This window comes from Clostridium carnis (assembly GCF_054657435.1).
The window spans coordinates 2,572,403-2,598,215 of sequence record NZ_BAAHYS010000001.1; the positions used below are offsets into that span (position 1 = coordinate 2,572,403).

The 25,813-nt window shown below is 29.0% G+C and carries 28 protein-coding genes; 27 read left to right on the forward strand and 1 reads right to left on the reverse strand.

Features of this window, described 5'->3' with window-relative positions:
- Positions 1-52 precede the first annotated feature (52 nt).
- The 26 genes from ACYQ1T_RS12390 to adhE all read left to right on the forward strand — a co-directional run bounded on the left by ACYQ1T_RS12390 (position 53) and on the right by adhE (position 23,877).
- Positions 53-1,186 carry an SEC-C metal-binding domain-containing protein gene (locus ACYQ1T_RS12390; protein WP_459835211.1) on the forward strand — a complete coding sequence of 378 codons (1,134 nt, stop codon included), beginning with the start codon at positions 53-55 and terminating at the stop codon, positions 1,184-1,186.
- 22 nt (positions 1,187-1,208) lie between these two features.
- Positions 1,209-1,544, forward strand: a complete 336-nt coding sequence (locus tag ACYQ1T_RS12395) for a hypothetical protein (protein WP_459835213.1) — start codon at positions 1,209-1,211, stop codon at positions 1,542-1,544.
- A gap of 61 nt (positions 1,545-1,605) precedes the next feature.
- The gene (locus ACYQ1T_RS12400; RefSeq protein WP_459835215.1) at positions 1,606-2,526 is read left to right on the forward strand and encodes a tetratricopeptide repeat protein; all 921 of its coding nucleotides are present in this window, start codon (positions 1,606-1,608) and stop codon (positions 2,524-2,526) included.
- A gap of 280 nt (positions 2,527-2,806) precedes the next feature.
- The gene (locus tag ACYQ1T_RS12405; protein ID WP_459835217.1) at positions 2,807-3,739 is read left to right on the forward strand and encodes a 4Fe-4S dicluster domain-containing protein; all 933 of its coding nucleotides are present in this window, start codon (positions 2,807-2,809) and stop codon (positions 3,737-3,739) included.
- A 33-nt stretch (positions 3,740-3,772) separates the two neighbouring features.
- Positions 3,773-4,663: an RnfABCDGE type electron transport complex subunit D gene (locus tag ACYQ1T_RS12410; protein ID WP_459835219.1), complete on the forward strand. Its 891-nt coding sequence runs from the start codon at positions 3,773-3,775 to the stop codon at positions 4,661-4,663.
- A gap of 1 nt (position 4,664) precedes the next feature.
- The gene (locus tag ACYQ1T_RS12415) at positions 4,665-5,279 is read left to right on the forward strand and encodes an RnfABCDGE type electron transport complex subunit G (protein ID WP_459835222.1); all 615 of its coding nucleotides are present in this window, start codon (positions 4,665-4,667) and stop codon (positions 5,277-5,279) included.
- Between the two features lie 29 nt (positions 5,280-5,308).
- The gene (rsxE, locus tag ACYQ1T_RS12420; protein ID WP_459835225.1) at positions 5,309-6,028 is read left to right on the forward strand and encodes an electron transport complex subunit RsxE; all 720 of its coding nucleotides are present in this window, start codon (positions 5,309-5,311) and stop codon (positions 6,026-6,028) included.
- Between the two features lie 14 nt (positions 6,029-6,042).
- The gene (rsxA, locus tag ACYQ1T_RS12425; RefSeq protein WP_459835228.1) at positions 6,043-6,621 is read left to right on the forward strand and encodes an electron transport complex subunit RsxA; all 579 of its coding nucleotides are present in this window, start codon (positions 6,043-6,045) and stop codon (positions 6,619-6,621) included.
- An 11-nt stretch (positions 6,622-6,632) separates the two neighbouring features.
- Complete coding sequence (locus tag ACYQ1T_RS12430) at positions 6,633-7,427, forward strand: RnfABCDGE type electron transport complex subunit B (protein WP_459835231.1); 795 nt, start codon at positions 6,633-6,635, stop codon at positions 7,425-7,427.
- A gap of 288 nt (positions 7,428-7,715) precedes the next feature.
- Positions 7,716-8,126: a hypothetical protein gene (locus tag ACYQ1T_RS12435; protein WP_459835234.1), complete on the forward strand. Its 411-nt coding sequence runs from the start codon at positions 7,716-7,718 to the stop codon at positions 8,124-8,126.
- A gap of 153 nt (positions 8,127-8,279) precedes the next feature.
- A complete protein-coding gene (locus tag ACYQ1T_RS12440; RefSeq protein ID WP_459835236.1) occupies positions 8,280-9,014 on the forward strand; it encodes an MgtC/SapB family protein in 735 nt (244 codons plus the stop codon).
- 114 nt (positions 9,015-9,128) lie between these two features.
- Positions 9,129-10,322, forward strand: coding sequence for an amidase domain-containing protein (locus ACYQ1T_RS12445; protein WP_459835240.1), 1,194 nt, complete (start codon positions 9,129-9,131; stop codon positions 10,320-10,322).
- Positions 10,323-10,518: 196 nt separating this feature from the next.
- The gene (locus ACYQ1T_RS12450; protein WP_459835242.1) at positions 10,519-10,971 is read left to right on the forward strand and encodes a MarR family winged helix-turn-helix transcriptional regulator; all 453 of its coding nucleotides are present in this window, start codon (positions 10,519-10,521) and stop codon (positions 10,969-10,971) included.
- A gap of 10 nt (positions 10,972-10,981) precedes the next feature.
- A complete protein-coding gene (locus ACYQ1T_RS12455) occupies positions 10,982-11,965 on the forward strand; it encodes a beta-ketoacyl-ACP synthase III (RefSeq protein ID WP_459835245.1) in 984 nt (327 codons plus the stop codon).
- Between the two features lie 60 nt (positions 11,966-12,025).
- A complete protein-coding gene (locus tag ACYQ1T_RS12460; protein ID WP_459835248.1) occupies positions 12,026-12,244 on the forward strand; it encodes an acyl carrier protein in 219 nt (72 codons plus the stop codon).
- Positions 12,245-12,303: 59 nt separating this feature from the next.
- Positions 12,304-13,242 (forward strand): enoyl-[acyl-carrier-protein] reductase FabK, encoded by a 939-nt coding sequence (gene fabK / locus ACYQ1T_RS12465; RefSeq protein WP_459835250.1) that lies wholly within the window; start codon positions 12,304-12,306, stop codon positions 13,240-13,242.
- Positions 13,232-14,161 (forward strand): ACP S-malonyltransferase, encoded by a 930-nt coding sequence (gene fabD / locus ACYQ1T_RS12470; RefSeq protein WP_459836543.1) that lies wholly within the window; start codon positions 13,232-13,234, stop codon positions 14,159-14,161. The genes fabK and fabD overlap by 11 nt, the downstream gene beginning before the upstream one ends.
- A 20-nt stretch (positions 14,162-14,181) precedes the next feature.
- Positions 14,182-14,919 carry a 3-oxoacyl-[acyl-carrier-protein] reductase gene (fabG, locus tag ACYQ1T_RS12475; RefSeq protein WP_459835253.1) on the forward strand — a complete coding sequence of 246 codons (738 nt, stop codon included), beginning with the start codon at positions 14,182-14,184 and terminating at the stop codon, positions 14,917-14,919.
- Positions 14,920-14,932: 13 nt separating this feature from the next.
- Positions 14,933-16,168 (forward strand): beta-ketoacyl-ACP synthase II, encoded by a 1,236-nt coding sequence (gene fabF, locus ACYQ1T_RS12480; protein ID WP_459835255.1) that lies wholly within the window; start codon positions 14,933-14,935, stop codon positions 16,166-16,168.
- Between the two features lie 17 nt (positions 16,169-16,185).
- The gene (gene accB / locus ACYQ1T_RS12485) at positions 16,186-16,668 is read left to right on the forward strand and encodes an acetyl-CoA carboxylase biotin carboxyl carrier protein (RefSeq protein WP_459835257.1); all 483 of its coding nucleotides are present in this window, start codon (positions 16,186-16,188) and stop codon (positions 16,666-16,668) included.
- Positions 16,669-16,670: 2 nt separating this feature from the next.
- Entirely contained in the window at positions 16,671-17,093 is a 423-nt protein-coding gene (fabZ, locus tag ACYQ1T_RS12490) for a 3-hydroxyacyl-ACP dehydratase FabZ (protein ID WP_459835260.1), read from the forward strand.
- A gap of 9 nt (positions 17,094-17,102) precedes the next feature.
- Positions 17,103-18,455, forward strand: a complete 1,353-nt coding sequence (locus ACYQ1T_RS12495; protein WP_459835262.1) for an acetyl-CoA carboxylase biotin carboxylase subunit — start codon at positions 17,103-17,105, stop codon at positions 18,453-18,455.
- A complete protein-coding gene (gene accD / locus ACYQ1T_RS12500; protein WP_459835265.1) occupies positions 18,448-19,320 on the forward strand; it encodes an acetyl-CoA carboxylase, carboxyltransferase subunit beta in 873 nt (290 codons plus the stop codon). The genes ACYQ1T_RS12495 and accD overlap by 8 nt, the downstream gene beginning before the upstream one ends.
- Positions 19,313-20,125 carry an acetyl-CoA carboxylase carboxyltransferase subunit alpha gene (locus ACYQ1T_RS12505; RefSeq protein ID WP_459835267.1) on the forward strand — a complete coding sequence of 271 codons (813 nt, stop codon included), beginning with the start codon at positions 19,313-19,315 and terminating at the stop codon, positions 20,123-20,125. The genes accD and ACYQ1T_RS12505 overlap by 8 nt, the downstream gene beginning before the upstream one ends.
- Positions 20,126-20,248: 123 nt before the next feature.
- Positions 20,249-20,662 (forward strand): HutP family protein, encoded by a 414-nt coding sequence (locus ACYQ1T_RS12510; RefSeq protein ID WP_459835269.1) that lies wholly within the window; start codon positions 20,249-20,251, stop codon positions 20,660-20,662.
- 584 nt (positions 20,663-21,246) lie between these two features.
- Positions 21,247-23,877 carry a bifunctional acetaldehyde-CoA/alcohol dehydrogenase gene (adhE, locus tag ACYQ1T_RS12515; RefSeq protein WP_459835271.1) on the forward strand — a complete coding sequence of 877 codons (2,631 nt, stop codon included), beginning with the start codon at positions 21,247-21,249 and terminating at the stop codon, positions 23,875-23,877.
- 29 nt (positions 23,878-23,906) lie between these two features.
- Here adhE and ACYQ1T_RS12520 read toward each other — a convergent pair whose 3' ends face one another.
- On the reverse strand, positions 23,907-25,175 hold the full coding sequence (locus tag ACYQ1T_RS12520; protein WP_459835273.1) for a replication-associated recombination protein A: 1,269 nt from the start codon (positions 25,173-25,175) through the stop codon (positions 23,907-23,909).
- A gap of 184 nt (positions 25,176-25,359) precedes the next feature.
- Between ACYQ1T_RS12520 and ACYQ1T_RS12525 the strand changes: the two genes are divergently transcribed.
- Positions 25,360-25,812 carry an RrF2 family transcriptional regulator gene (locus ACYQ1T_RS12525; protein WP_459835276.1) on the forward strand — a complete coding sequence of 151 codons (453 nt, stop codon included), beginning with the start codon at positions 25,360-25,362 and terminating at the stop codon, positions 25,810-25,812.
- Position 25,813 lies beyond the last annotated feature (1 nt).

A 25,813-nucleotide genomic window follows, 5' to 3' on the forward strand; every position in this document is an offset into this window, starting at 1 on the left:
AAAACATATATAATGGTATATGTGTTTTATAATAAAAAAAGAGGTGACAATTTTGAGTAATGATATAAATAAATTACAAGAAGATATAATAAAAGCTGATATAAAGAAAGTAGAAAAAATGTGGAAAAGCATGGAGGATAATTCTTCCTTAGAATATCATTTAGATAGAATGACAAAGGATGAACTTGTAAAGATAGCCTCAAAATATAATGTTAAGGGAATAACTTCTTTAAAAAAAGCTGATGCAGTTAAACGTGTTAAAGAGTGTATTATTAATGATATAGATATTATTTTAAACTTATTAGATAAAGATGCAGTAGAATATATAGATGAGCTTATTAGCTTAAATGGTAGAAAGATATATTCTTGTAAAGAACTTATAAATGCAAACTATTTTAGAAATAGAGGAATAATGTTTTCAGGTATGGTGGATGAAAAACTTAATGTTATTCTTCCAAATGAAATATATGATATAATAAAAGATAAGTTAAATAAAGACCTAAGAGAGAAAGCAAATAGAAATACAGAACTGATGAATTTATTTGCAGGTATGGTTTATTATTATGGTGTTTTAACTTTTGATAAATTTTCAAATCTAGCTTTAGAAAGATATAATTATGAATTAGATGGAAATGAATTGGAAAAATTGATAAGAGATGGTGAAGAGCTAGGATTAGATTATCAAGTAGATGGAAGTATGGCTTATCATATTGATGTGGAGGATCCAGAATATATATTAGAAAAACAAGAGGAAAATAGAGAATTAGATTACTTAAAGATAGATAAAAGAGATCTATTTAAAGCTGCAAAGCCAGATTTTATAGAATCAAATAAACAAGGGGAAAAACTTGAAAAAGTAATAGGAGAGTTATTTGTTATAGACAAAAACATATTAAAAGAAGAAATAGACTCATTTTTTATAGCAATAAAAAATGAATCATCAGAAGAGGAAGCAATTGAAACATTTTTAAATGCTTATGAAATAGAAAGTGATGTAGAAAGAAATATATTTGTAAATGAATTAATTAAACTTTCTAAGTCTGTAAAAAAATGGAGTTTAAAAGGACATACATACTTAGAAATAGAAAATAAAAATAAAATAGTTGTAAATGAGTTGAAAATAGGAAGAAATGATCCATGTACTTGTGGAAGTGGAAAAAAATATAAAAAATGTTGTGGAAAATAGTTAATAGTAAAGGGTGGGATTTATGGTTTTTAAATACTTATTGCTTACTTGGGGTCTTGTAGTATTTTTATTAGGTGCTTTAATGAGATTTAGAAAAAATGAAAGTATAGCTAAAATGATTATGGAAAGCTATTATATATTTTCTAGTGAATTTGGATATAATGATATAAAGGATAAAAAGATATTCTCTAATTGGATTGGCGATGTTATTATAATTGAAGGAGCTTTATATACATTTTTAGCTTCAGCAGCTATTTATTTTAAAATAAATTTATTAGTTATTATTGCATTTATTATCTTAATAGAAATATTTTTCTTTAAAGTTATTTCAAATGGAATAAAAAATTTTTTTGAGTAGAAAAAAGAGGACATATTCTTTTGTCCTCTTTTTAACATATAAGAATAGAGGATAAGTATAAATGAACAATGAAAAATACCTTTTCGAGAATTATATAAATATTGCTAGAAATTTTACTAGTGAAAAAAATTATATAAAGGCACTAAGATTTTATAAAAAAGCATATAGATGTAAAGAGGGAAGAGAAGACATAGAACTTTTACTTGATATGGCACTTTTATATGATAAGGTGGGAAGTAAGGATTTATCAGAAAGTAAATATAGAGAAGTAATAAAAATAAGTGAAAATGAAGCAAGAGCTTATTATGGGTTAGGAACTTTATATGATGAGGATGAATTTTATGATGAAGCAATTAAATATTATAAAAAGGCAATAGAAATAGATGACAAATATGATAGAGCATATTTCTTTTTAGCAAATGCATATGATGAAATCGATAATAAGGAAGAAGCTATAAAAAATTATAGTATTGTTTTAAATCTTAAAGAAAAAGATTTATGGGCAAATGCCAATTTAGGTTGTATATATGAAGAGATAGGTGATTATAAAAACGCATTATATTTCATGGAGAAGGCATTAGAAATATCCCCAAATCACTTTAGAATATTATTTAATATGGGTGTTTTTTATGGTAAATTAGGAAATATAGAAAAGGCAATGGAGTTTTATAAAAAATCTATTAATGAAAATAATAATTATCCATATAGCTTTTTAAATTTATCAGTTATTTATAGAGAGCAAAGTAATTTTGAAAAGGCGATAGAAATCATAAATGAGGGTATAGCTAAAAATTCAAATCAAGGTTTTTTATATTATAATAGAGCATGTTTTTATGTTAACTTAAACAAGATAGAAGAGGCATATAAAGACATATTAAAAGCTATTGAATTAAATAATATATTTTTAGATTATATGAAAAAGGATAAAGAATTAGATCCTATTAGAAGTTTACAAGAGTATAGAAAAAGATTTGATAATTAGTGGAGCAATAGCTCCATTTTTTTATTCTATTTGTTAGTTATATATTTAACTTTTGATAGTTGATAAAGTTAATAAAAAAATAAGTTTTTTTAAAAAATTAATAAAATATTAAACATAATTATAAAATTACAAAGAAAATCTTAAGAAAAGATTGTTAAAAAAATTACAACGGTTGAGTACAATAGGTATTTATGTTAAGATTTAACCATAACCATTAAAATACATAAGTACTGTCAAATGGTATATATAAATACTTTAGTTAAAGTAGGAGGTTTTTATAGTGTTAAGTAATCTTTTGGGAAATGTAAAAGTTACTAATAAACTATTTACACTTAATGATTCTAAAATCATTAAAATTACTTCAGAAAATGTTAAGTTAGAAGAGGTTAATGATATATTTTCTAAGTATGATGGTAAGAAATTTAAGAAGATAATAGTTAAAGCTTTTAGTTTACAACCAAATTTAAATGGCTATGGCATAATAGCAAAGGAAAGAAAAGAAGATTTAAAAAACGGGTTAAGTAAAATTAAATTATTAACAGGTGTGTCAGAAGTAAAGTTTGTAGTAGATGGGAAAGATAAAGGTTTACAAAAGGAACTTTCATCAATAAGTGAAGTGATTAAAGTTAAATCAATAGATGATCTTTATAACAATAAGCTAATTTATAAAGTTTTTGGAAAAGAACAAAGTGAAGATGAGGTATTAATTGAAGACCTGATTGAGCTTATTCAATTAGGACAAGCTGATAAAAATATACCAAGAGAAATCTTAGTTACTGTTTATGGAAGTGCTATAAATGGAAATAAAGTTGTATCTTTAAATTTAGGAACAACTTATAGAGAATTGTTTACTTTATTAAATGGTACAGATATTAACTTGAATAAAGTTATAGATGGAGGAAGTTTGAATGGTACTCCAATATATAATTTAGATAAAGAAATTGAAATGTCATCAAAAGGAATATTATATTTAACAGAAAACAACTCAAAAAGAGAAGAAAATTTTAGTTGCATTAGATGCGCTAAATGCTTAAGAGCATGCCCAGAAGGGTTAAATCCAATTAAATTAATGGAATTATATAGAATTAATGAAAAAGATGAATTTATTAAATTTGGTGGAGAGAAATGTATTGATTGTGGCCTTTGTAGTTTTGTATGTCCATCTAATATAGATATAGCTCAATCAATTAAAACTGCTAAAACATTTAAGTAAAGTAGAATTAAAATCAGAACAGGAGTGAAGATTGTGGAAAGTAAAACTCTTAATATATCGCCAGCTCCTCATATAAAAAGAGGATTAGGTGTTAACATTATAATGCTAGATTATATAATAGCATTAATTCCAGCTTTGGGAGCAGGAATATATTTTTATAAAGGTGATGTTATAAAAATACTTATAGCTTCAGTTTTAACAAGTGTTGTTGCAGAAGCATTATGGAATAAATTTGTAAAGAAAACTAATTGGATTACTGATTTAAGTCCAATTGTAACAGGCATTATGCTTACATTAATTATGCCAACGTATGTTCCTTTATGGATTCCAGTAGTTGGAGCTATATTTGCAACTATAATTGTTAAACAATTTTTTGGAGGTCTTGGACAAAATTTTATGAATCCAGTTGCTGCAACAAAAGCATTTTTAATTGCTTCTTGGGCAGCTGTTATGGCAAAGCCAGTTGTTGATTCAGCTTCAGGAGCTTCGGCAGCAGAAAAGGTTGTTCCTTTAATAGATCAAATAATTGGTCAAGCAAATGGAAGTATAGGTGAAGTATCTATATTAGCTTTATGTGTAGGTGGACTTTACTTAGTTTTAAGAGGTGTAATTAGTTTAAGAGGACCAGTTACATTTTTAGTTGTTGCTTTTGGAATGTATAGTTATTTTGGAAAGGAAGGATTACTTCCAGGGGCATTTTTCTTAGCAGCTATATTTATGGCTTCAGATCATGCGACAACACCTATGACTAAAGTAGGGCAATATATATTTGGACTAGCAGCAGGGGTATGTGCAGCAATTATAGCAGTAAAAGGATTTAATCCAGAGGGACCTTATTATGCAATAATAATAATTAATTTATTTACTCCATTAATAGAATATTTTACAACTAAAAAAATAAAAGTAAAGAAGGAGGTTGCTTAAGATGAAAGAAAATTTTAAGCTGGGAGGAATCCTTCTAATAATAACAATGATAGCAGGGCTTTTATTAGGATTTGCAAATGATTTAACCAAGGAAGCAATTATAGAAAATTCAAAAATAAATAAAGAAGATTTAAATGCAATATTACCAGTTGCAGAATCAATAAAAGATATGGATATAGAAATAGCAGAAGATGGAACTGTTAAAGAAGTTTATGAAGCTGTAAAAGGAAATGATGTAGTTGGTTATGTATTAAAGGTAACTAGCAAGGGGTTCCATGGTGCTATAGATTTTGTAGTAGCTATTTCAAAGGAAAATAAAGTTTCAGGAATTAAAGTATTATCCCATAGTGAAACACCAGGTTTAGGAGCAAAAGTAGCAGAAGAAAAATTTGCTTCAAGATTTGTTGATAAACCAGCAACTGGATATTTAGAAGTAGTTAAAACAACTCCTAATAAAGATACTGAAATAGAAGCTGTTTCAGGAGCTACAGTTTCAAGTAAGGCATCTATAGCTGCAGTTAATGATGCGATAGCATTTTATTTAGAAAAAATTAAGGGTGAAGAAGTAGCCCCACAAGCAGAAACAGATGCTAATACAGCAGCTAGCGGAAGCTAAGTAAATTATAATTAATTAGGAGGATAAACATGAACAAGTTAATAGAGAGATTAAAAAACGGTATTATTACAGAAAATCCGATTTTTGTTCAAGTTCTAGCTATGTGTCCTACTTTAGCTGTTACAACAAATGCTAAAAATGCTTTAGGTATGGGACTTGCTTCAACTGTAGTTTTAATATTTTCAAATATGATTATTTCAGCTATTAGAAAAATAGTACCTGAAAAAATAAGAATACCTGCATATATAGTAGTTATTGCTTCTTTTGTTACAGTAGTAGATATGCTAATGCAAGGATATGTACCGAGTTTATATAATTCACTTGGGATATTTATTCCACTTATAGTTGTTAACTGTATAATTCTTGGAAGAGCTGAAGCGTATGCTTCAAAAAATCCAGTTATACCATCAATATTTGATGCTATAGGAATGGGGCTTGGTTTTACAATTGCCTTGCTTTCAATAGGAACATTTAGAGAAGTCTTAGGTGCAGGACAATTATTAGGATTTCAAATATTACCAGAAACTTTTAAACCAATATCAATAATGATATTAGCTCCAGGAGCTTTCTTTACACTTGGAGGATTAATGGTTATTTTAAATGCTATTAATATGAAAAAGGCAGCTAAAACTGGAGAAACAGTTAAGGTGTTAGAACATAGCTGTGGAAGTTGTTCAGGATGTGGAACAGGATCTTGTGGAACTAATAATAAAGAAGAAAAAGAAATGATTAAAATAAAGAAAGACTAAGAGGGGTGTAACGAATGGAATTATTTATGATTTTCATGGGAGCAATGTTAGTAAACAACTTTGTTCTTTCTAAGTTCCTTGGAATATGTTCATTCCTTGGAGTTTCTAAGAAAAAAGATGCAGCTTTAGGAATGGGACTTGCTGTTATGTTTGTTATGATATTGGCATCACTAATGTCATGGCTTGTATATAGAGGAATTCTTGTGCCACTAGAGCTTGAATATTTAAAAACAATAGCTAATGTTTTAGTTATTGCAGCATTAGTTCAATTTGTTGAAATGGCTATGAAAAAATTATCACCAAGCTTGCATAAGGCTCTTGGAATATATTTACCACTTATAACTACTAATTGTGCAGTGCTAGGCATGGCTACACTAAATATTCAAGAAGGATATACTCTTGTTCAATCTTTAGTAAATGGAGTTGGAGCAGCTTCAGGATATATGCTATCAATAGTTTTATTAGCATTTATAAGAGAGAGAATAGATAATAATGAAAATATACCAATGGTTCTTAGAGGGTTACCAATTACATTATTTACAGCAGCATTAATGTCAATTGCCTTTTTAGGATTCCAAGGATTAATTCACTAGGAGGGATTTATATGAATATTTTATATGCAGCATTAAGCTTGGGAATTCTAGGATTAATTTTTGGTTTACTACTTGGATTTGCTTCAAAGGCTTTTGAAGTAAAGGTTGATCCAAAGATACCAAGACTTAGAGAATGCTTACCAGGAGCTAACTGTGGAGGATGTGGTTTTGCAGGATGTGATGCCTATGCAGAAGCTGTTGTTATGGATGGCGCTAAGCCAAACTTATGTTCAGTTGGTGGAGCAAAAACAGCAGAGGATATTGGAGAAATATTAGGTGTAGCTGTTGATGCAGGTGAAAAGATGACTGCTTTTGTTAAGTGCAATGGTAATTGTGATTCAGCAAAAAACAAATATAATTTAAAGAGTGTAACTGACTGCTTAACAGCATCTTTAATGATTGATGGAGGGGCAAAAGCCTGTTCATATGGATGTATAGGGCTTGGAAGTTGTGTTAATGTTTGTGAGTTTGGTGCACTGGAAGTTATTAATGGTGTAGCTAAAGTCAATGTAGATAAATGTACAAATTGTGGAGCTTGTATAGATATATGTCCAAAGGGACTTATTGAATCAGTACCTGTATCTAAAAAGGTTAGAGTAGAATGCAATAATGTAGAAATAGGAAAGCATGTAAAGGATAATTGTTCTTCTGCATGTATAGGGTGTAAGTTATGTGAAAGAAATTGTCCAAAGGATGCAGTTCATGTTACTAACTTCTTGGCAAAGGTAGATTATGATAAGTGTGTAAACTGTCAACTTTGTACTAAAAAGTGTCCAACTGGAGCAATAAAAAATATATTTTTATAATAAGTAGGAAAAGGCATATTCTTTTTAGGATATGCCTTTTTAGTATAAATTTACATAAAAATAAAAAATTAATATGAAAAAAGATTATTTTCATATGTATATATAAAAGTAATACAATAACATAGAAAAAGATAATAATGTTGATTTATTTTTATTAGAAAAATTGATAAAGTATGAAATAATCTTGAAAAGACAACGTTATCTACAAATTAGCATAATATATATTATAAAACTACATTTTATTTAGTTATTTATAGTTACTAAAATTTGTTTTAAGGAGGAGATTTTATGGTAACTGTATTTATTGGTATTGGTTTTTTATTGGTTCTATTTGGAATAATAGGCATATATGTAAAGCGATATTTATATAAAAATGGAATTAGGACAATTGGAACTGTGGTAGGAGTTGAAAGCTATACTTATGTTACACAAGGTCCAGAATCTAATACTTTATATCATCCTAATGTTACTCCAATTATTGAAGTTAAGGATGATGACAGGGTTATAAGAGTTATGTGCTCAGGAGAAAATGATTATTATAATTTAGAAAAGGGAGATGAAATAGAGTTAATATATCATAAAGGAAAAATAGAAAATTTTGAAATATATAATACTCACGGTATCTATAATTTTTACGTTGCTATAATTAGCTTTGGTATATTAATTTCATTAGTAGGAATTATGTTTATGGTGATTTAATAAGTAAAGAAGTAAGTATAAATAAAAATAGACTTACTTCTTTCTTTGTTTAGTAGATATAATTTAAATTAAATGTTAATACAAATTTAAGTTGGGTTATAATAAAAAAATTTTTAATAGTATATAGTAATATATATATTTAAGGGGAAAAGTATGACTTTAACAATACAGGATATATTAATAAGGTTTTTTTTAGCAGTATTAATAGGTGGGGTAATTGGGTATGAAAGAGAAGTTAATCATAGAGCTGCTGGATTTAGAACTCATATATTAGTATGTATAGGTGCAACACTAATTTCTCTTATACAAATTAATATAGGAAATAAAGCTATAGAACTTATTGATATGAATAAGGAACTTGCTAATGTTATTAAATTAGATTATGGAAGACTTGGAGCGCAAGTTATAACTGGAGTAGGTTTTATAGGGGCTGGAACAATAATGCATAATAAAGGCAATATAAAAGGTTTAACAACAGCCGCAACACTTTGGGTTGTTGCATGTTTAGGTCTTGCTATTGGAATGGGAGATTATTTAATAAGCTTAGTAGGAGCTATCTTTATTGTAGTAACATTAGTATTTTTAAAAAGAATAGAGTATAGATTTATAGAAAAAATAATAATAAAGAAAATCGAAATACAATACTTTAAAAGTTATACAACACAAGTATTTATAGAAAAATGCTTTGAAGAAGAAATGATAAGTATTAAAAGTATTGAATTTTCATGTGAAGAAGAAGATTATCAGTTAATGATAAATAATAAAATAGTTAAAGTAATATATAGAGTTAATAAACCGCTATATGTAGATATAAATAAATGTATAAATAAAATTAGTGAAAATGATAATATATTAATGATAAAAGAAATAAATAATGAAGATGATTAATAAAGAAGGAAAATAAAAATTATTAGTAAAATAATAATTTTTATTTTTTTGCACAAATATATATTAAGAAAAATAAATGAAAGTCTAGTATATGCTAGAATGAGGAACTTTACAATGAAAAAAACAAAATCTGTGTTTTTTAAAATTAATTTAATATTTTTAGTATTTTTTCTATATGGAAAAGAAGTATATTCTTTATCTTATAGTGATGAAAAAAATATATTGTATACAATTAATGAGTATTTTAATTTAAAATATAAAATCTTATCTACTTTAGTTATTGATAAAGAATTTGAAAGATTTATAAGAGAGAGTGATGGAAATATAAGTGAAAAAGATATATTAAATTTAACTGTAAAAGAAAGATTAGTAGCAGATGTAGATTTAAAATTCGATAATTATACAAAAGATATAAAGATAAATTCAATTATAGTTAATAGGGATAATGCTACTATAGATTTAATTGAAAGTCATAAAATTTATTTTAATTGTAGTCCATCTGTAGAATCATCATTAAATGGAAAGAGACATAGAATTAGTTTAATTAAAGAAAATGAGCAGTGGTATATAAGCGAAGATAACTATTATGATGATATAAAGGAAGAGTATGATATATATAAGCGTGATAATATGGAGAGAGGTTCAATAGATGATTTTAAGAGATATTACATAGATAAAACTATAAAAGAATCTTCTAATGATGGTTATGATAAAAAAATAAAATGTCTTGATGTAGAAAGAAAAGAAGGAAAAGAAAGATTTAGAACAGGAGAGATAGAGGGAAATTATAATAGAAAAAAAGCAGCAGAATATGCAGTTTCAAATGGATTAACAATTAATAGTAAATATAAAAACTATGAAAAGTTAGGAGGAGATTGTACAAATTTTTCATCTCAATGTATTAAAGAAGGAGGGATTCCATTTGATAATTTAGGCCCTTATAAGTGGTTTTGGTATTCTGATAATAAAAGGACTCCATCATGGACCTCAGCTAATGAATTTAGGAAATATGCAATAAATAATAATAGAGAAAATAGCAACAATTTTGGTTTAATTGCTTGTGAAACTACTTTTCAAGATATAAATCTTTCAGATTTAGTTCAATTTAAAGATGCTACCCACACAATGGTTGTTACAGGATGTATATATCAAAAAGAAGATAAAGGAGATCCATGGAAAAATAAAAAAGATATATTAATAAGTCAGCATTCGGGATCAGAAATAGGAAGGTTAGTAGATTATCCATTATCTGTTAAACCAATATCCAAAGGTAGATTTTTTATAAAAATAAAGGGATATAATAAGTGAAAATATTATTGAGATAAAAAATATTTAATAATTTATTTTAATTATTTGTTGACAAAGTAATTTGATTATAGTATATTTTGATTATCAAAGTATTTAAAATTCAAAATACTTGGTTAGCACCAATTGAATTTTCGACAAAATTAGATTATTATTATAGATAGTATAATTATAGGACAATAATGGAGTGTGAATGATAATGAGAAAAGCAGAGAAAATAGTAAATGAATTATTGGTGCAAATATTTAATGATATTTTACAAATTGAAGAAAGAACTCTTAAGCAAGGACATTTTTCAGATTTATCTGTAACGGAAATGCATACTATTGAAGCAATCGGAATGTATGATAAAAGAACTATGAGCGAGGTAGCTCAAGATCTTGAAATTACAGTTGGAACGTTAACTACAGCTATTAATAAGCTTATAAAAAAAGATTATGTTGAAAGAAAAAGAATTGAGGAAGATAGAAGAGTAGTTTTAGTTGGATTAACTAAAAAAGGAAAGCTTGCTTATAGATTACATGAAAAATTTCATAGTGAAATGGTAAAATCAACAATAGATGGATTAACTGAAAAAGAAGAAGAAGTACTTATATCTTCCTTAGAAAGATTAAATGAGTACTTTAAGGAAAAGCATGAGTTAATCAAATAAGGAGAATTAAATGAAGGAGATAATTATTAGCGGAATTGGGGCTTATTTACCTTCTCGAATTGTAACTAATAGTGATTTGAGTACTTTAGTTGAAACTAGTGATAAGTGGATAACAGAAAGAACTGGAATAAAGGAAAGAAGAATATCAGAAGGAGAAGACACATCAGTAATTGCAAGTAAGGCGGCTTTAAAGGCGATTGAAAGTGCAGGGATTACTGCAAATGAAATTGATTTAATAATAGTTGCAACTGTAACTCCTGATATGTTTACTCCATCTGTTGCATGTATGGTTCAAAAAGAAATAGGAGCAGATAATGCACTGGCGTTTGATATTAATGCTGCATGTTCAGGGTTTTTATTTGCTATGCATACAGCAGAAGGAATGCTTAAGTCTTTTAATTATAGTAACGCACTAATTATAGGTGCTGAAACATTATCAAAAATATTAGATTGGACAGATAGAAGTACATGTATATTATTTGGTGATGGAGCTGGTGCAGCAGTACTTTCTAAAAGTAATAAAAAAGGAATAATTAAATCTATTAGCAAAACAGATGGAGCTAAAGGTGATTGTTTAGTAAGTGGAGCTATGGATGTTATAAATCCATATGTTCAGAATATTCAAAATAAAAAGAAATTTATTTCCATGGAGGGAAAAGCAGTTTTTAGATTTGCAACATCTATTATTCAAGAGTGCATTGAAAAAGTATTAGAAGAAAGTAATTGCACTTTAGATGAAATTAAATTTATAGTCCCTCATCAAGCAAATATAAGAATTATTGAATATGCATCAAAGAAATTAAATATAGAAAAAGAAAAGTTTTTTGTGAATCTTGATAGATTTGGAAATACATCATCAGCATCAATTCCTATAGCATTAGCAGAAATGAATGAACTTGGAAAGTTAAAAGATAAAGATAAAATAATTTTAGTTGGCTTTGGTGGCGGACTAAGCTATGGTGTAGTGCTTATAGAATGGAATAGTTGTATATAAAAAGTAAGGTATAAATCAAAAAAATTATATAAATAAAATTAAAATTTGGAGGAGATTGTTATGGTATTTGAAAAAATTAAAGAAGTTATAGTAGATCAATTAGGAGTAGATGAAAGTGAAGTTAAATTAGAAACTACATTTGAAGAGTTAGGAGCAGATTCATTAGATTTATTCCAAGTTGTAATTGAGTTAGAAGAAACTTTTAATATTCAATTAGAAGATGCAGAAGGGCTTAAAAGTGTTCAAGATGCAGTAAAATATGTAGAAGCAAAATTATAATAATACCCAAATAATAAGTCAGATAGTTTTATCTGGCTTATTAAATAGGAGGAGTTTTTATGAAAAAGACTAGAATTACAGAATTGTTAGGAATAAATTATCCAATTTTTCAAGGGGGAATGGCTTGGATAGCTGATGCGTCTTTAGCTGCTGCAGTAAGTGAAGCAGGAGGCCTTGGAATAATTACAGGAATTGCTCCAGTTGAGTGGGTTAGAGAAGAAATAAGAAAAGCTAAAAAATTAACTAATAAGCCTTTCGGTGTAAATATTATGTTAATGGCAGATAATGCAGAGGAAATAGCAAATTTAGTATGTGAAGAAAAAGTTAAAGTGGTAACTACTGGAGCAGGAAGTCCAGGTAAATTTATGTCAATGTGGAAAGAAAATGGAATAATAGTTATACCAGTTGTTGCATCAGTTGCACTTGCCAAAAGAATGGAAAAGTCAGGTGCAGATGCAATAATTGCAGAAGGGACAGAATCAGGAGGACATGTAGGTCAACTAACTACAATGACTTTAGTACCTCAAGTTGTAGATAATATAAATATACCTGTTATTGCAGCAGGTGGAATAGGCGATGGTAGAGGAGTAGCAGCTTCTTTTATGCTTGGAGCTGAAGGTGTTCAACTAGGAACAAGATTTCTAGTTGCAAAAGAATGTACAGTTCATCAAAATTACAAAAATAAAGTTTTAAATGCAAATGATATAGATACTGATGTAACAGGAAGAATAACTGGTCATCCAGTTAGAGTATTAAGAACAAAGCTTTCAAGGGAGTTTATGAAACTTGAAAAGCAAGGCCTAGTGGATGAAATGGAAAAGTTAGGAAGAGGAGCTTTAGCGAGAGCTGCAAAAGATGGTGATATTGATAATGGATCAGTAATGGCAGGTCAAATAGCAGGACTTGTAAATAAAGAACAAAGTTGTTTAGAAATAATAGAAGAAATATTTAATGAATCTTACAGTGTAATTAATGCTTTTGGAGGAAATAATGAATAGAAAAATAGCATTTCTTTTCTCAGGTCAAGGTGCTCAATATGTTGGAATGGGAAAAGATTTATATGAAAACATATATGAATGTAAGAAAATTTTTGATGATGGTGAAGAAATTCTAGGAATTAAAATTAAAGATATAATTTTTAATGGACCAGATGAAAAATTAATTCTTACAGAGAATACACAACCAGCCATACTTTTAACTTCTCTAGCTTGCTTAAAAGCATTGCAACTAAATGGAATTGAAAGTGATTATATTGCAGGATTAAGTTTGGGAGAATACACAGCTCTTGTTTATAGTGGAGCTATAGGTTTTGAGGATGCTGTAAGACTTGTTAGAGTAAGAGGGAAAATAATGGGCGAAGCATCTAACCTTGGTACAATGGCTGCAGTTTTAAAAGCAAATGATGAAAAGTTAAATGAACTTTTAAAAAGATCTTCTAAGTTCGGAGTTATAGAAGGTGCTAATTTTAATTGCCCAGGTCAAGTTGTTATTGCAGGGGAATTTAAAGCTATAGAGGAAGCTATTAAAATTTCTAAAGAAATTGGATGTATGGCTATACCTTTAAAGGTAGGAGGACCATTTCATAGCTCATTATTAGAAGAAGCAAGTTTTAAATTTGAAGAATATTTAAAAGAAATAAAAATAAATTCTTTAAGTAAAAATATATATTCAAATGTCAAGGGAGAAATATACAAAGAAGATGATGATATAAAGGATTTGTTAAGGAAGCAAATGATGTCTCCAGTTCTTTATGAAAAGACAATTAAAGGTATGATTTCAAATGGAGTAAATACATTTATAGAAATTGGACCGGGAAAAGCATTGTCAGGATTTGTAAAAAGAATAGATAAAACAGTAGATATATTAAATGTAGAAAACTTAGCTACCTTAGAAACTGTAATTAAAAATCTAAAGTAGTAAAATGAGGAGGAAAAAGGTTGAAAGGTAAATGTGCAGTAGTTACAGGAGCTACAAGAGGAATAGGAAGGGCTATAGCAAAAAAATTTGCTTCTTTAGGGGCAAATTTAGTAATTAATTATAGAAATAGTGATAATGAAGCAAAAGAGCTTGAAAAGGAACTAAAAGAGTTAGGGGTAGAGGTATTAATAATAAAGGCTGATATAAGTGACTTTAATGAGGCTCAAAATCTAATTTCTTCTGCAAAGGAAAGATTTGGATCAGTTGATATATTAGTTAATAATGCAGGAATAACTAAAGATGGATTAGTAATGAGAATGAAGGAAGAGGATTTTGATAGAGTAATAGAGGTAAATTTAAAGGGTGTTTTTAACTGTTTAAGAGCTGCTTCACAAATTATGATTAGACAAAAATCAGGTAAAATTATAAATATGTCATCTGTTGTAGGTGTAGTAGGAAATGCAGGTCAAATAAATTATTGCGCTGCCAAGGCAGGGGTTATAGGTATGACTAAATCTTTAGCTAAAGAGTTAGGTAGTAGAGGGATTAATGTAAATGCAATAGCTCCAGGATTTATACAAACAGATATGACAAATGAGCTTTCAGATAAAACTAAAGAAAATATAATTTTAAATATACCTATGAAAAAAATAGGAAATCCAGAAGATGTTGCAGATGTTGCAGCATTCTTAGCAGGACGTGAATCAAATTATATAACTGGGCAAGTAATAAATGTAGATGGCGGAATGGTAATGTAGTGGAGGAATATATATGAGTAAAAGAGTAGTAATTACAGGAATGGGAGCACTTACTCCTATTGGTAACGATGTAGATACATTTTGGAATAATTCAAAGGAAGGAAAATTAGGAATTGATTTTACAAAATCAATAGACACCTCTGATTTAGATATTAAAATATCAGGAGAATTAAAGGATTTTACTGCTGATAAAGTTATAGATAAAAAAGAAGCTAGAAGATTGGATAAGTTTTCTCAATATGCAATAGTAGCTTCAGAAGAAGCAATAAAAAATGCAAATTTAGATTTAGATAAAATAGATAAAAATAGATTTGGAGTTATCATTGGTTCAGGTATAGGTGGATTTGAAACTATGGAAAATGGGTTTAAAAATTTATTTGATAGAGGACCAAAGAGAGTACCACCACTATTTATTCCAATGGCTATTATAAATCTTGGAGCTGGAAATGTAGCTATAAAATATGGCGCAAAAGGAATATGCACTTCGGCAGTAACTGCATGCGCAACTGGAACAAATAATATAGGAGATGCATTTAGACATATAAAATATGGATATGCAGATGTGATTTTAGCAGGTGGATCTGAAGCGCCAATAACAAAAATGGCTATATCAGGTTTTAATAGTATGAGAGCTTTAAATTCTAAAAATGATCCAAGTAGAGCATCAATTCCATTTGATGGAGAAAGAGCAGGCTTCGTTATGGGAGAAGGGGCTGGAGTTTTAGTATTGGAAAGCTTAGATCATGCATTAGAAAGAGGAGCAAATATTTTAGCTGAAATAGTAGGATATGGTTCAACTTGTGATGCATATCATATAACTTCACCAGATCCAGATGGAGAAGGTGCAGCTAGAGCAATGAGCCTTGCTATAGAGGAAGCTGGAATTGATAAAGAAGAAGTTTCATATATAAATGCTCATGGAACTTCAACACAATTAAATGATAAATTTGAGACATTAGCTATTAAGAAGGCTTTTGGTGATTTTGCTTATAGCATACCAGTTTCATCTACAAAATCAATGACAGGACACCTTTTAGGTGCAGCAGGTGCAATTGAAAGTATTATATGTATTAAATCATTACAAGAAGGTTTTATAACTCCAACAATAGGTTATAGTGTTAAAGATGAAGAACTTGACTTAGATTATGTACCTAATAAAGGTAGAAAGGCAAATCTTAAATATGCACTTACTAATTCATTAGGTTTTGGTGGGCATAATGCATCACTATTATTTAAAAAGTGGGATTAGACCCGGAGGGAATTTATATGGATTTAAAAGAAATTAAAGAATTAATAGAGGTAATTAATTCATCAGAATTAGCTTATTTTGAAATGAAAATAAATAATGGATATATAAAGATGGATAAATCCCTGACTAGAAATTCTATAGAAACTGAAGCTAATGAAAAAAATATAGTTAAAAAAGATAACTTTAAAAGCTTAGAAACTACAGATGTAAAAGATGAAACTAAGGAGGAGGTAGTTTTAGAAAAGATAGATGATAAAGATTTATCAATAATAACCTCCCCTATGGTAGGAAGTTTTTATAGTTCTCCTGCACCAGGAAAAGAGTCTTTTGTAAAGGTAGGAGATAAGGTAGAAAAGGGAAAAGTTATATGCATTGTAGAAGCAATGAAATTGATGAATGAAATAGAATGTGAATATAATTGTGAAATTGTAGAAGTATTAATTAATGATGGAGAAATGGTTGAATATTCTCAGCCAATCTTTAAGGTAAGGAGAGTTTAACTATGTTAGGACCTAAAGAAATAAAAGAAATAATTCCACATAGATATCCATTTCTATTACTTGATAGGGTTTTAGAAGTAATAGATGGAGTAAGTGCAAAGGGATTTAAAAATGTATCAATAAATGAGCCGTTTTTTCAAGGACATTACCCTGATTACCCAGTAATGCCAGGAGTTCTTATACTAGAGGCTCTAGCGCAATTAGGAGCAGTTGCTGTAATGAGTAAAGAAGAGAATAAAGGTAAAATACCACTTTTTGCGGGGTGCAATAAAGTAAGATGGAGAAGGCAAGTAATGCCAGGAGATAAACTTGAATTATATATAGAGATTGTAAAATTAAAAGGACCAGTTGGTATTGGAAAAGGAATTGCTACTGTAGAGGGAATTAAAGTTTGTGAAGCAGAATTAATGTTTGCTATAGGGTAGGTGATAATTATGTTAAAGAAAGTACTAATTGCAAATAGAGGAGAAATAGCTGTTAGAATTATTAGAGCTTGTAGAGAGCTTGGTATATTAACTGTTGCTGTTTATTCAGAAGCAGACAAAGAGGCTCTTCATACACAATTAGCTGATGAAGCTGTTTGTATAGGTCCAGCGCCAGCAAAGGATAGTTACTTAAATATTGCTAATATTTTAAGTGCATGTGTTTTAACTGGTGCAGATGGCTTACATCCTGGATTTGGATTTTTATCTGAAAATCCACGTTTTGCAAAAATGTGTACAGAATGTAATATAAAATTTATTGGACCTGATTTTGAATCTATAGAACTTATGGGAAATAAAGCTAAAGCAAGAGAAGTTATGAAAGATGCTGGAGTACCTGTTGTACCAGGGTATGAAGGAGAGATTGAAGATGATGATCATGGTTTAGAAATAGCAGAAAAAATAGGATATCCTTTAATGGTTAAAGCATCAGCAGGAGGCGGAGGAAAAGGAATAAGAATAGTTAGAAGCTCTGATGAATTTAAATTAGCATATAATACTGCTAAAGCTGAAGCAAAAGCATGTTTTGGAGATGATAGGATATATATAGAAAGGTTTGTTGAAAAACCTAGACATATAGAATTTCAGATTTTGGCAGATGAATTTGGTAATTTAATTCATTTAGGTGAAAGAGAATGTTCTCTTCAAAGAAAAAACCAAAAGGTTTTAGAAGAAGCTCCATCAACTTTTTTAAGTGAATCTTTAAGAAATGAAATGGGTGAAGTGGCTAAAAAAGCTGCAAAAGCTGTAAATTATAAAAATGCAGGAACAATTGAATTTTTAGTAGATAATAATTGTAACTATTACTTTATGGAAATGAATACCAGAATACAGGTTGAACATCCAATTACTGAGATGGTCACTGGAATAGATTTAGTAAAAGAGCAATTAAAAATAGCTTCTAATATAGAACTTAAAATAAAACAAGAAGATATTAAGATATTAGGACATTCTATTGAGTGTAGAATAAATGCAGAAGATCCTAAAAATGATTTTAGGCCTTGTCCTGGTACAATAAAGGAACTTTGTATGCCAGCCGGTATGGGGGTAAGGTTAGATAGTGCAATTTATTGTGGATATAAAATTCCACATAATTATGATTCTATGGTTGGAAAGTTAATTACATTTGCCAAAACTAGAGAAGAAGCAATAATTAAGATGAAAAGATCTCTTCAAGAATTTGCAGTTGGTGGAGTTATAACAAATATAGACTTTCAATATTGGCTTATTCAACAAGAAGAATTTTTAAATGGTAATTATGATACTTCATTTTTATCAGAAAAGATGGTGAAGAAAGATGCTTAAGGATTTATTTAGAAAAACTCAATATGCCACTGTAAGTAAAATGGCTTTTACTAAATTAGAAGAAGTAAAACCTAATATACCTTCAGGTATGTGGAGTAAATGTGAAAGCTGTGGAAGTATATTATATACTGAAGATTTAAACTCAAACCTTCATGTTTGCAATAGATGTAATTTTCATTTTAGAATTGGAGCTAAAGAACGAATAAGACAATTTTGTGATAAAGATACTTTTAATGAACTTTTTAAAGAGATAAAAACACAAAATCCATTAAATTTTAAGGGGTATGAAGAAAAGATAAAAAGTTATAAAGAAAGCTCAGGAAATGATGAAGCGGTAGTTGTAGGTATATGTAAACTAAATGGTTTAAAGATAGCACTAGGGGTTATGGATAGTTATTTTATGATGGGAAGTATGGGCACAGTAGTTGGAGAGAAAATTACAAGACTAGTTGAATATGCAACTAAAAATAAACTTCCTTTAATTATTTTTACAACTTCAGGTGGAGCCAGAATGCAGGAAGGAATATTTTCTTTAATGCAAATGGCAAAAATTTCAGCTGCATTAGCAAAGCATAGTGAAAAAGGATTACTTTATATTACTGTATTAACAAATCCAACAACAGGTGGAGTAACGGCAAGCTTTGCTATGGAAGGTGATATAACTTTAAGTGAACCTAGTGCATTAATTGGATTTGCAGGAAGAAGAGTTATTGAAAATACAATAAAAGAAAAATTACCAAATGATTTTCAAAAAGCAGAGTTTTTACTTAAAAAGGGATTTATAGATGATATAGTTCATAGAAAAGAATTAAAGAAAAAGATATATATAATATTAAGTCTTCACGGGGTGATTGAGGATGAATAAGGATATAATAAAAGATATTAATTCATGGGATAAAGTAAATATAGCAAGACATAAAGATAGACCAAATGGAAAATATTATATAGAAAAGATATTTAGTAATTTTATAGAGTTACATGGAGATAGAAATTTTGGTGATGATAAGGCAATAATAGGAGGAATAGCTTCAATTAATGGAATAAATGTAACTGTTATTGCAATAACAAAAGGAGAAAACACAAAGGAAAATATAGAGAGAAACTTTGGGATGCCTAATCCAGAAGGTTATAGAAAAGCATTAAGGCTTATGAAACAAGCAGAAAAATTTAATAGGCCAGTTATATGTTTTATAGATACTCCAGGTGCATTTTGTGGAATAGGAGCTGAAGAAAGAGGTCAAGGTCAGGCGATTGCACAAAATTTAATGGAAATGAGTAGATTAAAAACACCCATTATATCAATAATAATAGGTGAAGGTGGAAGTGGTGGAGCATTAGGTTTAGCAGTGGGAGATAGAATTTTAATGTTAGAACATTCAATTTATTCAATTTTATCTCCAGAAGGTTTTGCATCAATATTATGGAAAGATGGAAGCAAAGCAAAGGAAGCTTCAGAAGTTATGAAAATAACAGCTCAAGATTTAAAGGAATTTAATATTATAGATAAAATTATTAGAGAGCCAAGAGGTGGAGCTCATAGGCATAAAATTAGAATGGCTATAGGAATAAAAAAAGAAATATTAGATTTATTGAAAGAGCTTGAAAATATAGATAAAGATACTTTATTAGAAGAAAGATATAATAAATTTAGGAATATGGGAAATTTTTAATGTATAGTATAATTAAAAATTAGATTTTAATAAAGTACTCCCTTTTTTATATATATAAATTGTTATAGATGAAAAAATATGATATTATTAAAAAAACATAAAATAGAAAAAGGGGGGGCATCATTGGGAAAGTGTAGTTTGGAAGTTGCACAATATGCAATAAAGATGGCTATTTCTTCCAGAGAAGAAGAAGAAGATTTAAAAAGAGAGTTTAAAAAGCTTGGAATATTAGCTACAGCAGTAAATATTGGTGGTAACATAAATGAATCTACATCTAAAATCTTAGAAAGAGCGTTAGTGGCTTCAAAAAGAAATAACGTTATAAGAGAAGAACACTTACATGAAGGTGGAGTTATTGGAGCAACAAGAGATGCCTTGATGCAAGTATGGAATAGAGCTAGTGGTCAAAATGTTGGTGGGAAAATAGGTATAGCTAGGAGTGGAGAACATTTAAGCGTTTGTATTTTTTTAAGTGTTGGTTTATTACATTTAGATGAGGTTGTAATAGGAATTGGACATAGAGCTGTTCCAAACTAAATAAATTAAAGAAAAATAAGCTATTTGCATTTGCAAATAGCTTATTTTTACATATTTTTTAATATTATTAACCTTTATAAAAAGAGTTTCTATATTAAAGATTATTTTACAAATGAATATAATTTACATTAAAAAATATAATAGCTAAAACAATTGAAATTTTACATAATTTTATATTTATATAAAAAAACGGTTAAGATTGTTATATTAATAACGAAGTTTTAACACTATATTCTAAAATGTCATAAAGTTAAAGAAATTTTAATGGAATTTACAATTTGTAGAAAATGTTAAATCGCATTAATAATAATAAAATAAAAATATAAAAAAAATAAGAATAATAATAAATTTTAAGGTAAAAATAGATATAAATGTTGAAAAAGAATAAGAAATTTAATAAGAAATATAGGGTGTAAGGGAGTGTTTTAGAAAAAAAGAAAATAATAGAAAAAAATAAAAGAAAAAAGATTGACAAAAAATAAACAATGTAATAAAATAAATTTGTAATCAGTTATGAGAACAAAATAAATTTTCAAATAATATTGAAAAAACTAAAATTAATATATATTGTAGGGGGAATAACAATGGCAGTAACAAATGCACAAGAGTTAACTCAAAGAATTAAGGAATTAAGAGCAGCACAAAAGGTGTTTGCTACATACACACAAGAACAAGTAGATGAAATATTCAGACAAGCAGCAATGGCGGCGAACGATAACAGAATTAAGCTTGCTAAAATGGCTGTAGCAGAAAGTGGAATGGGAATAGTAGAAGATAAAGTTATAAAAAACCATTTTGCAGCAGAATATATTTATAATCAATATAAAGATATGAAAACATGTGGAATTATAGAAGAGGATCATACATATGGTATAACTAAAGTTGCTGAACCAATAGGAGTTATATCTGCCATAGTTCCAACTACAAATCCAACATCAACAGCTATATTTAAAACTTTAATAGCTTTAAAAACAAGAAATGCTATAATAATATCACCTCATCCAAGAGCTAAAAATGCTACAATTGAAGCAGCTAGAATAGTTTTAGATGCAGCAGTTAAAGCTGGAGCTCCAGAAGGAATAATAGGTTGGATTGATGAACCATCAGTAGAATTATCTCAAAATGTTATGAGAGAATCAGATATAATTCTTGCAACAGGTGGCCCAGCCATGGTTAAGTCAGCTTATTCATCAGGAAGACCAGCTTTAGGAGTTGGAGCAGGAAATACTCCAGCAATTATCGATGAAACAGCTCATATAAAAATGGCTGTAAACTCAATACTTCTTTCAAAGACTTTTGATAATGGTGTTATATGTGCATCAGAACAAAGTATATTAGTTATGGATGAGATATATGATGAAGTTAAAAAAGAATTAGCTGCAAGAGGAGCATATATCTTAAAAGGTGAAGAAATAGATAAAGTTAGAAAGATAATATTAAATGAAAAAGGTGGCTTAAATGCTAATATGGTTGGTCAATCAGCTTATAAAATTGCTGAAATGGCAGGAGTTAATGTTCCAACAACAGCTAAGGTGTTAGTAGGAGAAGTTGAATCAGTAGAATTAGAAGAACCGTTCTCACATGAAAAGTTATCACCAGTTTTAGCAATGTATAGAGTTAAGTCATTTGATGAAGCTTTAACAAAAGCTTGTAGATTAATAGAATTAGGTGGTATGGGTCATACTTCAGTATTCTATACTGATCAAATAAAATCAAGAGATAGAATTGAAGCTTTTGGAGCAGCAATGAAAACTGCTAGAACTCTTATAAATATGCCAGCATCTCAAGGAGCTATTGGAGACGTATTTAACTTTAGATTAGCACCATCATTAACTTTAGGTTGTGGATCATGGGGAGGAAACTCAGTTTCAGAAAATGTTGGTCCTAAACACTTAATAAATGTTAAGAGTGTAGCTGAGAGGAGAGAAAATATGCTTTGGTTTAGAGTTCCAGAAAAAACTTACTTTAAATATGGTTGTTTACCAGTAGCTCTTCAAGAATTACATGAAATGGGTAAAAAGAAAGTATTTATAGTAACAGATAAAGTATTGTTTGAATTAGGATATACAAATAAAATTACTGATGTATTAGAAAGATATGGAATACAATATAAAATATTCTCAGATGTTGAACCAGATCCAACATTAAAGACAGCTAAGGCTGGAGCAAAAGAAATGTTAGCATTTAACCCAGACGTAGTATTATCACTTGGTGGTGGATCAGCAATGGATGCTGCTAAGATTATGTGGGTTATGTATGAACATCCAGAAGTTAGATTTGAAGATTTAGCTATGAGATTTATGGATATAAGAAAGAGAGTTTATAGATTCCCAACAATGGGTGATAAAGCTATGATGGTTGCAGTAGCTACTTCAGCTGGTACAGGATCAGAAGTTACTCCATTTGCAGTTATTACAGATGAACAAACAGGAGTTAAGTATCCACTTGCAGATTATGAACTAACTCCAGATATGGCTATAGTTGATGCAGAACTTATGATGACTTCTCCTAAGGGATTAACAGCTTGTGCTGGTATAGACGTATTAGTTCATGCTATAGAAGCTTATGTATCAATAATGGCATCAGAATATACTAATGGATTATCATTAGAAGCTATTAGATTAGTATTTAAATATTTACCAGATGCATATAATGAAGGAACTACTAATGTTAAGGCAAGAGAAAAAATGGCCCATGCTTCATGTATGGCAGGTATGGCATTCTCAAATGCATTCTTAGGAATTTGTCACTCAATGGCTCATAAGTTAGGTGCATTCCATCACTTACCACATGGTATGGCTAACTCATTATTAATAAATGAAGTTATTAAGTTTAATGCAGAAGATGCACCAACTAAACAAGCAGCATTTGCACAATACAAATATCCAAATGCGGCATGGAGATATGCTAGAATTGCAGATTATCTTCAATTAGGAGGAAATACTGAGGCTGAAAAAGTTCAATTATTAGTTAAGGAAATTGAAAAGTTACAAGCTAAAGTTGGAATGCCTAAGACTATTAAAGAGGCAGGAGTAAGCGAACAAAGTTTCTATGCAAATATGGAAGAAATGGTTGAGCAAGCATTTGACGATCAATGTACAGGTGCTAACCCAAGATATCCATTAATGAGTGAACTTAAGCAATTATACGTAAATGCTTATGAAGGTCCAAAGGCTCCAGCAAAAGAAACAAAAAAAGATAATAAGAAAAAGTAATATAAGATTTTAAATAAAAAACTCCAAGATCAATTTCTTGGGGTTTTTTTAATTTTGCTCCAATATAGTTTTGTAGTTTGTTCCATTTTATTATCACCATATTCATAAAAAACTTTATCTTTAATTTTCGTAGGTAGATATTGTTGCTTTACAAAATTATTAGGATAGTTATGAGGGTATAAATAATCTTTGCCATGTCCAAGTCTGTAAGCGCCAGAATAATGAGCATCTTTTAGATGAGGAGGTATATCTAATGTATCATCATTTTCAAGATATGACATTACATTTAAAATTGCTTTACAAGCAGAGTTTGATTTAGGACTAGATGCTAATAATATTACAGCTTGAGACAAAATGATTTTACATTCGGGTAAACCAATTTGGAGAGCACTATCAACACATGATTTTACAATTGTAATTGCATTTGGGTAGGCCAAACCAATATCTTCAGATGCAATTACTAATATACGCCTACAAATAGATTGTAAATCTCCTCCAAGAAGAAGCCTTCCTAAATAGTAAACACTTGCATTAACATCGGATCCGCGAATACTCTTTTGAAGAGCTGATAATAAATCAAAGTGAATATCACCATTAGTATCAAATGTGAAACTTTGAGATATAGAAAGTTCATTTATATCATTAACAGTAATTGTTACCTCATTTTTAACTTTGTAGTTTTTTAAATAAAGAGCAGCTTCTAAAACATTTAAAGCTTGCCTCATATCACCACCACCACTTAAAGACGCTATAAGATCTAGAGCTTCATTTTCTACTAGAATTTTATTATTAAGTTTATTTTCCAATCTTAATAAAGCTTTTTTTAATCCTTCTATTAAATCTTCTTTTGAAAGAGAATTAAACTTGAATACTAAGCATCTACTAACTAGAGCTTTATGTAATGTAAAAAATGGATTTTCAGCTGTAGAGCAAATTAAAGTAATACTACCATTCTCAATATAACTTAGAAGTGCTTGTTGCTGACGTTTGTTAAAAAGATGAACTTCATCTATCCAAAGTATAACCCCGTCTTGATTTTGTATATATTCAGTTTCTTTTATAACATCTTTAATATCATCTAATGAAGCAGTTGAAGCATTTATTTTATAAAATGATTTCTTTAATTTTTTAGCTAAAATTGTTGCAATTGTTGTTTTTCCAACTCCTGGTCCAGCATAAAATATCATATTACTTAGATATCCTACTTCAATTTGTTTTTCTAAAACCCTACAAATATGTTGCTGTCCAACAACATCATAAAATTCCTCAGGTCTTAAATAGTCGGCTAATCTATTCATATTATCACTCCTGTTGTAATTGCTATCTATATTATAAGTTACATATAAAAAAAATTATACCCAAAATAGAGATTATTTTAAGGGTATAAAAATACTTTTTCACCTTGTTGACAATAGTAGAGCAGTTTGATAAGATATAAAAGTAAAGACAAGTAAAATACTCAACATTAAAGGGGGGAAATAAATGAAACTTTCTACTAAAGGAAAATATGGAGTAAAAGCTATGGTAGACTTAGCTATACACTATGGTGAATCTCCAGTGTCTATAAAGACAATTTCACAAAGACAAAACATATCTGAGTATTATTTAGAACAATTATTTTCTCCACTTAGAAGAGCCAAACTAATAAAAAGTATTAGAGGAGCTCAAGGCGGATATGTATTAAATAAAAAACCATCAGATATAAAGGTATCTGATATTATGTATGTTTTAGAAGGACCAATAGAAATATCTGATTGTATAGAAGGTAGCGAATGTAACAATATAGATTGTTGTGCTACTAGGTTTTTATGGGAAAAGATTAAAAAGAGTATAGATGAAGTGATGGAAAACATTACCCTTCAAGATATAGTTAATGATTATAAGAAAATAAAGGATAAAAATGAAGAAATTAAGATCTTAAAGAGGAGTGAATAAT